Raw genomic sequence first — 13,000 nt, 5'->3', positions numbered from 1 at the left:
CACCTTTCAACAAAAAAACCCTCAATCACACTGTATTAAGAGTAAATTGAGGGATTAAGCCGTTTGCTATTAAAACCAGGGTATCCTGTCTTATTCCAATGCTAAATTTTCAGGCTCTCTTAGCTGGCCATTTGGTACCTGCCGGTAACGCCTTGCTAGCCGGCGTCTTAAGATATCCTTTCTATCCTGTAGTTGCGACCATTTAATTCCATTTGGTCACCTACTTTCTTTGAGGCCATAGCTTGCCCTATCGGGGATACCGGTGACACGACAAATACGGACTCTCCCCCTACCTTTATCTGTCCCAGACTAACTGCTATGTAAAAAATCCCCAAATTTGTCCGTATCACACTACCCAAAACCGCCTCTTCGCGCATTTTTTTAGCATTAATTGAGTCCAGCACAGACCGCATGTCCTGAACCGCATTTAGCTGACCTGTATATTTCTCACGCTCGATATGTGCCATGGCACGACCCGTTTCATATTTATCGCCGGCACTACTCTTATCCTCATTATTGGCAGCTTCCTGCGCCTCTTTGATGGCTTCTTTTAATCGCTGTATCCTTGTGTTCACCTCCTCCAGGCATACATTATGAATTTGCTCTTTAGTCAGGGCCACTGCTTCCATTTTTTTGATTTTTTAATTTACAGGTGATTCAAATACGCATTTGCTGTACAAAAGTTCCCTCCGGATGAGAATTTTTTTCTGGTACCTGAGTCCCTCCTGCTTACCCACTTTTTGGAAACATATCAAACAATTTTTCGAATCACCTTTTCAAATAATATGATCTATTACTATCGCAAAACCATTCTCAGCTTTACGCAACTAATAAGTTTGGCCATCTTGTCTACACTTATCTCCTGTGGAGAAAATTCCGGCAAAAAAGATGACACCCCTTCTACCAAAGATAGCCCTACTTCAGAGCAGCCGGTTGCTACAGACCCTACGGATAAAGTTGAACCTGAACCCTACCATAATGAGGCCTACGTCATATCTCTTGACCTACCTAACGGATGGACGGCTCTTGAAAATATCTCCGGCTCCCCTGTCCCCGTAATCAACATATATAAGAAAGACACTGGCGCAGAGCCCCCTATACATTTGCACGCCGGGCCGGAAGTATCTCACGTATCTTTTTATCCGGAGGGCTATGGCACAGAATTACCCCACTCGCAGCAGGAGCGGCTATTGGATAAGGCACTACCCTTTCCTTCACCCTTTGATGTAAATAAAGGACGTTCCATTCGTTTTCTCTTACAAAACGGTGAAGCCTGGGCATATCTGCTAAGGCCTCAAAGCCCTCCCTCCGGATGGACTGAAGAAGGGTTTATAATGATAAAGTATAGTCTGGAAAATTTTAAGACCACCTGCTATGAAGCCACTTCTGATGAGACAAAACCAATGGACACATGCGACCCTATGGGGGGAGATAGTGTGGTTTACTCCGGCAGCGTAGTCGAAGCCAGCCGCAGAGAAGTAGCAGCTGTTATGCAATCTCTCAGTCTTTCCGAAAGTGACAATTCCAGGCCACATATAGGAGATTTAATCAAAATAGACCAGCCTTTGCCCAATCTCGACGTACAGAGCCCAATAGAGATAAAAGGTGAGGCCAGGGGCCAGTGGTACAACGAGGGAAGCTTCATGGTCAGATTGGAGGACAAGGACGGAAACATCCTCGCTGACACCCTGGCTCGGGCTGAAGGTCAATGGATGACCAAAGAGTTTGTTCCCTTTTCAACCAGGATCAGCTTTGAATCTCCGGGAAATGAACGCGGCTACCTGGTATTTGAGCGGGCTAACCCTAGTGGTCTGAAAGAAAATGCACGCAGCTTCCGATTACCAGTCATCTTTTCTACACCCAAGGAATAAGTGATAGATAAAGAAAGAATATAATGTTTATACATATATTAATATCACCTAAATCTTATCCTTTACGCATGCCTTTATAAATCCATATACCCAGAGACATTAAATAAGGTAAAATTGTACATCTAAAAGTTATTAATAGCTTACCTAGAAAGGATTTGATTATTCAAATATGGAAGCCTTATTTATTCTGAAAAATAAAAATAAACCGAAACTAATAGCCGGAAAAAACCGTAAATTAACAGCAAACGATCACATATATGAAAAAGAACAAAATATCACTTCATTCACTACAGGTTAAAAGTTTTGTGACAGGCCTGCGCGCAAATGACTTTAAGGGCGGAGCCCCCGAAACCTGGTATTGCTCAGCAAGAAAGTGTGAGCCTTCGGTTAATATGCCTTGTATTTCTCAGGGCGCAGAAGTATGCAGTGACGATTCCTGCTAATCCTATCCTATTAGTTAAACAGCCAACCTAATACAATAATACAGGTCCTAGGATCAGATGCCTACCATCTATCTTTAGACCTGATTGAGATTATATCTATTTTAAAAACTGAACAATTATGAAAAAGAAAGTAAATCTCGATTCGCTACGTGTAAACAGTTTTGTAACTGATGTTCGTGCAAAAAACTTCAAAGGTGGAGCAGGCACTTATAAGACCTGTCCGTCAGTTTATATAGCATGTATATCTCAGGGCGCAGAAGTATGCAGTGACGACTCATGCTAATCACTTCTATGCTTTATCCAACCACTGAGGTACCTTAATTATACCTTATGATAGCGACGAGGCATTACGTTCACTTATAAACTGAACTTTATGAAAAAGAAAGTAAATCTTGATTCACTACGTGTGAACAGTTTCGTAACCGATATTCGTGGAACCAACTTTAAAGGAGGAGTCAATACACTTAAGACTTGCCCTTCTGTAGCATATCCTTGTATTTCACAAGGTGCAGAAGTATGCAGTGATGACTCATGCTAATGAAGATTACCAACCCCGGAAAATCCGGGTGGTTCATTTTTTCGAATAAAAATTATTTTTATTGTGAAGAAGAAAGCAACACTTAACGATCTAAGAGTACAAAGTTTCATTACAAATGTGAGCTCTCGGGCCCTCAGAGGTGGTGAAAAAACGAAAGGCTTTTGCCAATCGGTAGATAACATTTGCGCCTCTAATGGTGCCGATGAGTGTACCGTAGACGCTTGCTAAGTGTAAAAATATAGTCCGGTTAATTTTTACCGGACTTTTTTTATTTCTTTTCTAATAAAAATAGCGTATTATTTAATCGTCATTGGAGTCAGTAACGATCGCAGATACTATGCAACAATGACCTTATATTACTTGTAAGATCAACCGTCTATGAGACCCGAAAAAACAAAATTACAGGCCCTCCGCATTGACAGCTTCGTCACTACCAACGGTGAGCTTTCAAGGGGAATTTCCCAGGTAAACAGTGTCTGCACCTGGGATAGTTGCGTATTTTAAATATCCATTTATATATTACTAGACCTATGTAATCAAAATAAACTAAAGCTTGACGGCCTGAAAGTAAACAGCTTTGTAACAGGCAAAGACCAAATCACTGGTGGCCGTGCAGATGCATTTGACAGCCCTTCTCAGGGAGCAAAAGTATGCACTAGAGATAGCTGCCTGGCATTAGTTGACGCCTGATCAAAAAAATGATCTCAATCGGTAATATGATTACCGGAGAAATACCAAAGCCCATCTCAATGATGGGCTTTTTTTACTGCCTGTGCCTACCTCATGTATAAAAGCAATAGCTTGAAAAGGCTATTATATCCATATATTTCACCCTCAACTAATTATCCATAAGGTATGGCTTCCTTCACCTCCACCTTGACTTACTTCCACGACAACCCTGTATATGGCCATCATATTCCAGTCCCTCGTGACCATGCCGAACCCTTTACCAGCCTGAATGAAAAAAGAGTGTTATGCACCCTGCAGGGTAAAGTCACCATCCATGCTGCCCTTATGCATGACGGTAAAGGTGATTATTTTATCCTGGCAAACAAGACCCTGAGAAATAAGCTCGGCCTGAGTCTCGGGCAGGACGTAAAAGTGTCTCTTGAAACTGATAATAGCCCTTATGGTATGGAGGTTCCTGAAGAGCTAACCGAACTATTTAGCCAGGACGAGGAGGCAGACAATCTTTTCCACAGCCTTACCTCCGGTAAGCAAAGAAGCCTTATACACTGGGTTAGCTCAGTTAAAAATCCCGACCTCAGACTCAAACGAGGCCTTGTAATGACCCGCCATCTGAAATCCTCCCAGGGTAAGCTTGATTGGAAGAAGCTGAACCAGGAGTTAAAGGACGCCAACAACTTGTGATTACCTGACCGAAGTATTTATAAATAATAAAGGCAGACAGCTCTCACCTTATATAGTAAGACCTGCCTGCCCGCAATCAATTTTCCTCTGTGATTAATGGCAGCCCATCTCACCGGAGCCGATAGGTGAACCGTCTGGCGTGTCCAGTACTTCCTGCCCTTCCCATTCCTCAGGGTTTTCCAGGTACTGGTCTATTCGCATAAGGCTGTAGGCTACATGTGCCTGCTCATTACTCCCGCGACTTCTCTTTCGTGACAAGCTTTGCCTCAGATCAAGTATTCGTGCATGTGCAATCGCTTTAGCCTGAGGCATAGTAGCGGGATTCTTAGCCAGTGAGATCAGGTGATCCAGTACCAGGGAGCGTACAGCCAGTTGTATTTGCTGCTCATAACCTGAGCGGCTGCGTGCATTCCAAGTTTCGGCCATAAGAGCATCCAGTACATCATTAAGACCCGGCTGTGTGCCATCATAAGCATGGTGCTGAACTAAGCGGCCGGCCCTTTCCGGGTGAAACAACAGAGAAAGAGTCAGATCAGCAGCAGTCTCAGCTGCACTAAGAGCGTCAAACGTAAGACCGGTACGTGATCTAAAGGTCTCCCGGGTACGAGGGTAGCCAAATGGCCTGGGAGGCAACATCTTCAGTAAGGGATCCGGCATACGAAGTGCTTCAGGACTAATAGTGGCCAGCAATGCTTCCAAAGCGTCACGCTGTACCTTTCCTGGCACGGCTTTCACGGGCTGCTGAGCATCGCCCCTCACCGCGTAGGTGTAGTTTAACCCTCCTACTAGCTTCACTGCTGCCTCCACCTGGTAACGGTGAAAAAGATACATGGGCACCAGCACCTCCTCCAGGGTAGCAAGCGGCGCCCCTGTAGGAATATTCTTTTCCGACAACTGCTGCAAGGCCCTTTCTCTCACCTTCATCACACGATTCAGCTCCTCGGTGGCACTCTTTCCATTGTCCCAGAGGTGAGCCACCGGGTGAGCACCACCCTGGGGCCTGGCGTCTTGGTCAGTAATGAAAAGCAAGCTGTCTGCAATGGCCCCTTCCAGTACGGCAATCATTTCCTTGTCAGAGTCAAATGCTCCATATCCATAGGTAACGGCTACCTTATCCCACTCGCCAATACCTGTATCATAAGCATTGCTCAAGTCAATATTACCTTCCACATCAAGAGTAATCAGCGGGTGAGGGTAATCCATAACTGAGGCCCGGCCGTTGACCGAAGCAGCGTAGTTATGCGCCAGACCAATGGTATGCCCTACCTCATGAGCCGATAATTGCCTCAGACGAGCCAGAGCCATCTCAAGGGCCTCCTCCGGCACTTCGTCCCCTCTGTCATAGGCAGCTTTCAGCCCCTGGGCTATTAACAAGTCCTGACGCACACGAAGAGAACCAAGGCTTACATGCCCCTTTAATATTTCACCCGTTCGGGGATCCACAACCGAAGCGCCGTAAGACCAGCCCCTTGTAGACCTGTGAACCCACTGAATCACATTATACCGTACATCCAGAGGATCTACCGAATCAGGAAGTACCTTTACCTGAAAGGCATCCTGATAGCCGGCTGCCTCGAAAGCCTGGTTCCACCATGAAGCACCCTCTATCAGAGCAGATTTAACTGGCTCAGGCACACCCGGATCTAAAAAGTATACAATAGGCTCCACCGCCTCACTCATAGCGGCAGAAGGGTCTTTTTTCTCCAGCCGGTGACGGGCAATAAGCCGCTTCACCAGTGGCTTCTCTATTGGTGTCGCATAATCCTGATAACTCATATAGAAGAAGCCCGATCTGGGATCGAAACTTCTGGGCTCATAACCATCATCAGGAAGCATCACGAAACTATGATGCATACGTACGGTTACAGCGTCGGCGGAAGGCGTTACCGAACGTATGTATGCTCCCTCATCTTTACCAACGAAGGTCACGTTAGCTTCAAATTCACTATTCTCAGGGAAATTCTTTGTACGGGGCAGGTAGATCGCTGAACGGGACTCGTCCGGTTTATAGGTGCCCTGCTTGGAAGAGGATAAGCGGTTTCCCACCTGATGAGCATCTCTTAGCAGAAAAGCAGTCATATCAATCAGGGCCTTACCCTCATCAGTAGCTTCTGCTTTAAAGCCATATAGCACTGACTGGGCAAATGCCTCCTCCACAGATTTTTGCTCCATCAGGTTATCGCTGTCTGCCCTGTAGCCGTAGTTAGGCTGTACCAGCAACACCTTATTTCCGGATCGCTGAAACTTTACCACCCGGTTATCTCCGAGCTGACCACGATCCAGCCCCAGATCATTAGAGCCTACACCTGCGGCCAGTGCATTTACATAAAGAAACTCTTTATCCCACTTATCTACCTCAAGCCAGATTTTGCCTTCTTTCTCGTCCCAGTAATAAGTGAAGTATCCCTCATATTTTTGCATACCCTTAGTCTTAACAGATATGCTTTCCTCGGATTTTTCTGCAGATGTCTGTGAGGAAGAAGCCGGTGGTGGGCTACAGGCTGGTAGCATGGCCACCATGCAGGCAGCTGCAATAAGTAGTCGGTTCATACGTATGATTGCTTGCGCGATAAATTCTTTTGCTTGTCGCACAAAATAGCAAAATACCCCCAAGCCACCGAAGTTAGACCTACTTATCGCTTATCCTAACATATTTATCAGCCAACTGACGGGTAAATAAAATCGCCCCCTTTTCATTTAAATGCCCAAGATCCCAGCGAAGTTCTGAATTAAAATTGTAAGAAGAGGTTTCAGGCGAAATAAGCTCTATTCGGTTAGCCTCCGGTAAATTGAGCCAGGTGGCTATTAGTCGTTTATTTGCTTTAGTGTCAGCAATAAAAAATATCAGTCTTATTCCTTTGGCCTCGCTATTTCTGATCAGGGCATCAAGTTTATTTAAATGCACCTGGCTAATATATGGGTAGTCTTTCGTTACGTCGAATGCACTTATTAAATCCTTACGGCGATTTTCGAGATTTTCTGCCTGCTCTTTAAACCTTTCATGGCGGAGCTCCAGATCTCTCGCTTCTTCCGTTCCGGAAAAACGCCTGACTTCTTCATCTATTGGCAGGAAACCATCCTGTGCCTGACCAAGGTACTTATCTTCTACATCTACTCCACCCAGGCTATTTATGATTTCCATTACCTGGTTAGCATTGAAGAAGTTCTCAAAAAAGGTTACCGTATAATTCCAGATTTCATCCCACTCCCGCACATTAAAGAAATGCTGCAGGCTAAACCAATAATACGAAATGTCTATCCAATACTTATTACGGGTAGTATGCAATATCTGCTCAGGGATTTCGTCCACTTCCATGAGTTCCATAAAAACGGTCTCCACCCCAGTCGCATCCTCTTCAAGGAAATTTTCATACAAGTAATAAACCTGAGGGTTGAATGTGGCTTGAGCCCCCATATTGAAGGTGGAGGCGTTGAACCCAGAGTCCATAAGTATTTGATCAAGCAGACCGGCATCTACCTGACGATAGGTTCTGCTACTACCAAAAAACAGGGTATTATAGGACGCTTTATTTTCCTGATAATAACTTACCTTAGAGGCAAACCCCGTGTTTCCCCAGTAATAAGGCACCAATACCCGCAATGCGGTATTGATAATGATTATTACCAGCAAAAAAATAAGGCACCTATTCAAAAACTTCTTCATGCTCTATCAGAATTGGAAGTATATAAACTCCTGATTAGCCTGGAAACCATTCATAACAGCTAAAAAAAGAAGCACATACCCCGCCCAACGCACCCCGGTGGGCAGGGACACTTTTTCAATATCCAGTCCATGTTCTCTACCCCTATTCATCCACTCTACCAGTAGCAGAACACTTATGGCTATCAATGGCCCTGCCGGTAAGTATGCAGGCACCGAGAACAGACTCAGGGATAGCATGCCACCTAAAAAAGACATGGCATGAGTAACTGATTCCGCCCGGAAAAACACCCATGCTAAAACCGTAAGTCCAAATGTGCTTAAAATCCTTAGTGAATCACCAACGCCAGGAAACCAGTTACCTTCCGCAACTACTCCTAAATTGCTTCGATTCTTATTCAACAGCATAAGAGGAAGGAAATAGACCGCATTTAAAGCTCCCCAGATAATAAACGTCCAGTTTGCTCCATGCCAAAACCCACTCACAATAAAAATGATGAAAATATTTCTGATGGCTTTACCCTGGTTAACCCGGCTACCTCCCAATGGAATATAAAGATAGTCTCTGAACCAGGTACTAAGAGAAATATGCCACCTGCGCCAAAACTCCGCGATATCACGGCTGAAATATGGGTAAGCAAAGTTCTTCATCAGATCAAAGCCCATAAGACGCGAGAATCCTATGGCCATATCCGAGTACCCGCTAAAATCACCATATATCTGAAAGGCAAAAAAAACAGCTCCCAATAAAAGAGTACTCCCCCCGTACGTTTCGTGCTGGCCAAAAATTTCATTCACGAATACAGCACAACCATCAGCTACTACCACTTTTTTAAATAGCCCCCACAAAATACGTCGCATACCATCTTTTGCCAGATCATAGTTAAACTTTCTGGGGTGATAAAATTGGGGTAACAGATGGATAGCTCTCTCAATGGGCCCTGCCACCAACTGAGGAAAAAAGCTTACGAAAGCAAAGAAGGAAATGACATCTTTTGCAGGCTCAAGTTTATTACGATAGATATCGATGGTATAGCTTAATGTCTGAAATGTATAAAAGCTGATGCCTACAGGAAGGATTATATCTAGTAAGGGGATGTCCGGAGCCTGCCCGAAAAGAGTAAATGCATCCCTGAAACTTTCAGTAAAAAAATTCACATACTTGAAATACCCCAGTATACCCAGGTTGCTTACCAGACTTACGATAAGTAGAGCCTTTCTTTTCTTATCATGATCCGTACGATTCATCGTACGTCCCACCACGTAATCAATGCAACTACTAAGAAAAATCAAACCTAAAAATCGCCAGTCCCACCAGCCATAAAATATATAGCTGACAACTAGCAAAAATACGTTTTGAGCTTTAAGCGATTTTCTGAAAAATGCCCAATAGCTGATAAATACTATCGGGAAAAACAGAGCGAATTCCAGTGAATTAAAGAGCATCTGATTATGCTGGTCAAAGCCTGCAAAGATAGGAAATGATGCTATTTAGACTAAGGGTCACCTCCGGCATGTATTATTTTCGTAAAAACTCCATCATTTATCCTGCCTGGAAAATACTATCCCTTGGTTGCTATTTTTCTTCAATCAATGCCAGCATAGTCGGAATTCAATATTCCCTTTCACTTTTCTATAAATATCCCTGAATTCAGTGATATAAACGGCAGGTGAATACCCTATCTTGAAATCAAATTCAACGTATCAATCTAAATCCATTTACCAACATCAGGTTAACGTCGGAAAACCTTTCAAACAGATCCATTCAAAGCATATTTCACAACTGTAAGGCCTGCCAGGCAAAACTGGCAGGCCTTACTTTGTTAGGTTTTTACCTGACAATTTTACTTTATTGTATTCAGTTGAAGTAAATCAAACCATATGGCTCTAGAGGTTCAATTGGAGGAAACCGGACATAAAGGCAGGTTTTATATCCGTAAGCAGGAAAAAGATATAGCAGAAATGACCTACTCTGCAGCCGGTAAGGATAGAATAATAATTGACCACACGCAAGTAGACAAAGAGTACCGCGGACAAGACCTGGGAAAGCAAATGGTGTATAAGGCGGTAGAATACGCCAGGAACAGACAAATAAAGATTGTGCCCCTCTGCCCTTTTGCCAACGCAATTTTTAAAAAGAACGAAGAAATCAGAGATGTGCTTTAGCCCATTGGGTTTGCAATCTTCCTGATTATTTATTTCTACTGAACCATCCATGAAAGATACCTGGAGAAGGATAACGACTTCCGGCATACACGAGTCACAGGATACCGTTCTTAAAAGGAACATCGTCCTGACAAATAGCCTCGCCCTGATTCTATTAATGCTAAGTCTTGTCCTGGCCATGCTCATTCTGATCTACTTTGGGCCGGTGATCTCATGCGCCATGGCTGCCTCCTCTGTATTACTGTACTCCGGTGTCATCATGCTTAACCGAGCAGGCCATATCAATGCAGGAAGGATGTTACTGGCCATAGGTGTGCCGGTATGGACACTGTCTACCGCCCTGGTAAGTAAAAGCTTTGACCTGTTTATTGAAGAGTTCGAATTCTTCGACACCCGCCTCATCATCCTTAGCAGTACAGTGCTGCCCATGGTCATATTTGATATCCGCGAAAGAAAGAGGCTCTGGGCCGGTCTCTTTGCCTGTTTTGCCATACTGGTTTTGTATGATCCGATCCATAATATGTTTGGCGTAGGCTACTTTCAGGCAGGGCTATCCTCACTAAACTACCCCTTTATCAACATTATTGGCGTTTTGTGTTGGGCACTTATCACCGGCAGTATGTACACGCTAAAGTATCAGATATTAAAACATGAACAGGCGCTTGAGCACAATAATCATACCCTGCTTGCAAAAAACAATGAGCTAAGCAGCCTATACAACGAAATAGAAGCTCAAAACGAGGAAATACTTGCCCAGACAGAGGAGATTGTTGAGAAAAGAGACCAGATGCAACAGGCTCACACCATTATAATGATGCAGAAAGAGCAATTGCAAAAAGAGAATAAAAACCTACAGGAAGAACTTGTTGAAAATAACGTACAGTTAAAGCAAACTAATAAAGAGCTTCTGCGTCATGTACAGGAACTGGAACAGTTCAGTTACACCATATCTCATAACCTGCGTGGCCCTGTAGCCAGGTTGCTGGGACTTACTCACCTTTTTGAAAAGGAAAAGGTAGATAACGGCAATAAGGAGATCATCCTCCACATAGAGGACTCGGCTAAAAAGCTGGATCAAACACTGAAAGACCTCACTAAAATCCTTGAGCTACGTCGTGATCTACTGGAAAAACGGGAAAAAGTAGACCTGCACGATGAAATGGATCGTGTAAAGCATATGCTGGCCGAAAAGATAGAAGCGACGAATACAGAAATAAGAGAGGAAATAGAGATTGAGAAATTTTACTCTATCAGGGGATTTATCCAGAGTATTCTTTTCAATCTGATCAGCAATGCCATACGGTACCGTTCTACAGAACGAAAACCCCTGATAACAGTGTCAGCTACTACCCAAGAGGAGCATCTTGTTCTTATGGTCTCTGATAATGGACTGGGAATAGATATGGAAAAATACGGGGCTAAACTGTTCGATATGTATAAAACCTTCCATGAGCACGCCAAAGGCAGAGGGTTAGGACTATATCTCGTAAGAATGCAGATAGACCTTCTGGGTGGAAATCTAAAAGTAGAAAGCGAGCCAGGGGTGGGAACATCTTTTATCATCAATCTGCCACTCAAGGCATTTTAAATGCCAACTATCTCATCGCTGCCTGGTTCTATTGAAAGACAAAACATATATAGAAATGGCAGAACATATCACCCTATCGGGAACATCGATAATTGGCACACAGGTCAAAAATAAAGAAGGCGAGCCACTGGGAAGAATAATTGACCTGATGATAGACATGCAAAGTAGCATTGTCGCTTATTTTGTGCTGGCCTATAAAGAGCAAGAGGATAATCAAAAGCTTTTTGCCGTACCTGTAGAAGGTATTACACCTGATACGGCAAATAAGCAATTGATAATCAATATCAGCCGAAATACCCTGGAAGAAAATGATGGTTTTGATAAGGATAACTGGCCTCTTAAGAGCAATAGTATGTTCCTGACTGACATGCAGTCCCATTACGGATCGGGAAAAGGTCTTCCTTCCAGACCTGCACACGGGTAATAATACTTACCGGCTTTAAGCAGGTAGCAATCAATTTATTATTGGATAAAAAAAATACTCCTGATGTCAGTTTCAGGCTGGTTTACTTTGAAGTTTTATAGATATTCTTCTAATTTGCAGCCCTTTAAAAATTGAAAGGCTTTAGCTTTACTACTATTTTTTCAATTTTAAACATAAGAAAAGTACAATAAATACAGAAACTTGTATTTAGATGAACTCAAAGGCAAAATTTTTATTTTACAGGGAGGTGGGTACGAAAAAAATTAGATTATGAACGGCGTCAGATTATTTTCTCTATTTCTACTGTTTTCGTTTTTGGCATTCGGAGCAGTAGCACAGGATACTGAAACTCAAGAGGAAGCTCCTTCTAACACGCTTTCCGATCAGTTTCAGGAAATGAAAAGCTCATCTAATTCCTACCAGGACTATAAGGTAGTTAAGATCAGTAAACTAAATGAGTTTTTCAGAAATGTGCAGGATTCCCTCAGCCAGAATGATGATCTGTTGCTGGAGCTAAGGCAAACTATAGAAGACCAGGAAACCCGCATAAATGAACTGCAAGAGCAGCTTTCTAGCGAGCAAGAAATGGTTCAGGCAAGTGAATATGATACCAAACATATTAAAGTGGCTGGTATAGACCTTGAAAAAGGCACTTATATTACTACGAACCTTGTTATTATATTAGTACTTGTTATCATTCTTCTGTTCTTCTTTTACAAATTCAAAGAGAGCCGTAAGGTGGCTGTACAGAAGAAAACAGAGTATGGAACCCTGGAAGAGGAGTTCAATGACTTTAAGCAGAAGTCTCGTGAAAAAGAAATTAAGCTTAAGAGAGAACTTCAAACTGAGCTCAACCGAAATGAAGAGCTGAACCAGAAGCTGGCAAGTAAAAAATAGCCACGTCCTCGAAAGAAGTTTATCCAAGGAGAGCACCAGGC

14 protein-coding genes are annotated in these 13,000 nt (G+C 43.3%); 10 read left to right on the top strand and 4 right to left on the bottom strand.

The annotated features are described in order from the left end of the window. Window positions 1-167 precede the first annotated feature (167 nt). A complete protein-coding gene (locus AB9P05_RS17650) occupies window positions 168-629 on the bottom strand; it encodes a 3-oxoacyl-ACP synthase (RefSeq protein ID WP_371910160.1) in 462 nt (153 codons plus the stop codon). 156 nt (window positions 630-785) lie between these two features. On the opposite strand from AB9P05_RS17650, the gene AB9P05_RS17645 reads away from it, so the two are divergent. The 6 genes from AB9P05_RS17645 to AB9P05_RS17620 all read left to right on the top strand — a co-directional run bounded on the left by AB9P05_RS17645 (window position 786) and on the right by AB9P05_RS17620 (window position 4,223). Next, complete coding sequence (locus tag AB9P05_RS17645; protein WP_371910159.1) at window positions 786-1,871, top strand: Gmad2 immunoglobulin-like domain-containing protein; 1,086 nt, start codon at window positions 786-788, stop codon at window positions 1,869-1,871. A 257-nt stretch (window positions 1,872-2,128) separates the two neighbouring features. Next, a complete protein-coding gene (locus tag AB9P05_RS17640) occupies window positions 2,129-2,314 on the top strand; it encodes a hypothetical protein (protein ID WP_371910158.1) in 186 nt (61 codons plus the stop codon). 118 nt (window positions 2,315-2,432) lie between these two features. After that, window positions 2,433-2,597: a pinensin family lanthipeptide gene (locus tag AB9P05_RS17635; protein ID WP_371910157.1), complete on the top strand. Its 165-nt coding sequence runs from the start codon at window positions 2,433-2,435 to the stop codon at window positions 2,595-2,597. Window positions 2,598-2,687: 90 nt separating this feature from the next. Next, complete coding sequence (locus AB9P05_RS17630; RefSeq protein ID WP_371910156.1) at window positions 2,688-2,852, top strand: pinensin family lanthipeptide; 165 nt, start codon at window positions 2,688-2,690, stop codon at window positions 2,850-2,852. Between the two features lie 63 nt (window positions 2,853-2,915). Next, the gene (locus AB9P05_RS17625) at window positions 2,916-3,080 is read left to right on the top strand and encodes a pinensin family lanthipeptide (RefSeq protein ID WP_371910155.1); all 165 of its coding nucleotides are present in this window, start codon (window positions 2,916-2,918) and stop codon (window positions 3,078-3,080) included. A gap of 627 nt (window positions 3,081-3,707) precedes the next feature. Beyond that, entirely contained in the window at window positions 3,708-4,223 is a 516-nt protein-coding gene (locus tag AB9P05_RS17620; protein ID WP_371910154.1) for a YdeI/OmpD-associated family protein, read from the top strand. Between the two features lie 93 nt (window positions 4,224-4,316). On the opposite strand, the gene AB9P05_RS17615 is transcribed toward AB9P05_RS17620, so the two are convergent. The 3 genes from AB9P05_RS17615 to AB9P05_RS17605 all read right to left on the bottom strand — a co-directional run bounded on the left by AB9P05_RS17615 (window position 4,317) and on the right by AB9P05_RS17605 (window position 9,132). Then, the gene (locus AB9P05_RS17615) at window positions 4,317-6,773 is read right to left on the bottom strand and encodes a zinc-dependent metalloprotease (RefSeq protein ID WP_371910153.1); all 2,457 of its coding nucleotides are present in this window, start codon (window positions 6,771-6,773) and stop codon (window positions 4,317-4,319) included. Window positions 6,774-6,852: 79 nt separating this feature from the next. Next, window positions 6,853-7,887 (bottom strand): hypothetical protein, encoded by a 1,035-nt coding sequence (locus tag AB9P05_RS17610; protein ID WP_371910152.1) that lies wholly within the window; start codon window positions 7,885-7,887, stop codon window positions 6,853-6,855. A 6-nt stretch (window positions 7,888-7,893) separates the two neighbouring features. Then, on the bottom strand, window positions 7,894-9,132 hold the full coding sequence (locus AB9P05_RS17605) for an MBOAT family protein (RefSeq protein ID WP_371910151.1): 1,239 nt from the start codon (window positions 9,130-9,132) through the stop codon (window positions 7,894-7,896). 633 nt (window positions 9,133-9,765) lie between these two features. Between AB9P05_RS17605 and AB9P05_RS17600 the strand changes: the two genes are divergently transcribed. The 4 genes from AB9P05_RS17600 (at window position 9,766) to AB9P05_RS17585 (ending at window position 12,959) form a co-directional block, all read left to right on the top strand. Beyond that, a complete protein-coding gene (locus AB9P05_RS17600; protein ID WP_371910150.1) occupies window positions 9,766-10,050 on the top strand; it encodes a GNAT family N-acetyltransferase in 285 nt (94 codons plus the stop codon). Window positions 10,051-10,099: 49 nt separating this feature from the next. Then, entirely contained in the window at window positions 10,100-11,638 is a 1,539-nt protein-coding gene (locus tag AB9P05_RS17595) for an ATP-binding protein (protein ID WP_371910149.1), read from the top strand. A gap of 55 nt (window positions 11,639-11,693) precedes the next feature. Next, window positions 11,694-12,062, top strand: coding sequence for a PRC-barrel domain-containing protein (locus AB9P05_RS17590; RefSeq protein WP_371910148.1), 369 nt, complete (start codon window positions 11,694-11,696; stop codon window positions 12,060-12,062). Between the two features lie 270 nt (window positions 12,063-12,332). Next, window positions 12,333-12,959 (top strand): hypothetical protein, encoded by a 627-nt coding sequence (locus AB9P05_RS17585; RefSeq protein WP_371910147.1) that lies wholly within the window; start codon window positions 12,333-12,335, stop codon window positions 12,957-12,959. Window positions 12,960-13,000 lie beyond the last annotated feature (41 nt).

It is taken from the genome of Roseivirga sp. BDSF3-8, assembly GCF_041449215.1.
In the GTDB taxonomy this organism is placed as follows: domain Bacteria; phylum Bacteroidota; class Bacteroidia; order Cytophagales; family Cyclobacteriaceae; genus JBGNFV01.
The sequence above is the reverse complement of the archived record's forward strand: the minus strand, read 5'-3'. Positions and strand labels throughout refer to the sequence as shown.

Bases quoted from the DNA above. Each gene is read 5' to 3' on its own strand.
- AB9P05_RS17610 (WP_371910152.1), bottom strand. From the start codon at position 7,887: ATGAAGAAGTTTTTGAATAGGTGCCTTATTTTTTTGCTGGTAATAATC.
- AB9P05_RS17635 (WP_371910157.1), top strand. From the start codon at position 2,433: ATGAAAAAGAAAGTAAATCTCGATTCGCTACGTGTAAACAGTTTTGTA.
- AB9P05_RS17600 (WP_371910150.1), top strand. From the start codon at position 9,766: ATGGCTCTAGAGGTTCAATTGGAGGAAACCGGACATAAAGGCAGGTTT.
- AB9P05_RS17645 (WP_371910159.1), top strand. From the start codon at position 786: ATGATCTATTACTATCGCAAAACCATTCTCAGCTTTACGCAACTAATA.
- AB9P05_RS17620 (WP_371910154.1), top strand. From the start codon at position 3,708: ATGGCTTCCTTCACCTCCACCTTGACTTACTTCCACGACAACCCTGTA.
- AB9P05_RS17590 (WP_371910148.1), top strand. From the start codon at position 11,694: ATGGCAGAACATATCACCCTATCGGGAACATCGATAATTGGCACACAG.
- AB9P05_RS17605 (WP_371910151.1), bottom strand. From the start codon at position 9,132: ATGAATCGTACGGATCATGATAAGAAAAGAAAGGCTCTACTTATCGTA.
- AB9P05_RS17595 (WP_371910149.1), top strand. From the start codon at position 10,100: ATGAAAGATACCTGGAGAAGGATAACGACTTCCGGCATACACGAGTCA.
- AB9P05_RS17630 (WP_371910156.1), top strand. From the start codon at position 2,688: ATGAAAAAGAAAGTAAATCTTGATTCACTACGTGTGAACAGTTTCGTA.
- AB9P05_RS17585 (WP_371910147.1), top strand. From the start codon at position 12,333: ATGAACGGCGTCAGATTATTTTCTCTATTTCTACTGTTTTCGTTTTTG.
- AB9P05_RS17615 (WP_371910153.1), bottom strand. From the start codon at position 6,773: ATGAACCGACTACTTATTGCAGCTGCCTGCATGGTGGCCATGCTACCA.
- AB9P05_RS17650 (WP_371910160.1), bottom strand. From the start codon at position 629: ATGGAAGCAGTGGCCCTGACTAAAGAGCAAATTCATAATGTATGCCTG.
- AB9P05_RS17640 (WP_371910158.1), top strand. From the start codon at position 2,129: ATGAAAAAGAACAAAATATCACTTCATTCACTACAGGTTAAAAGTTTT.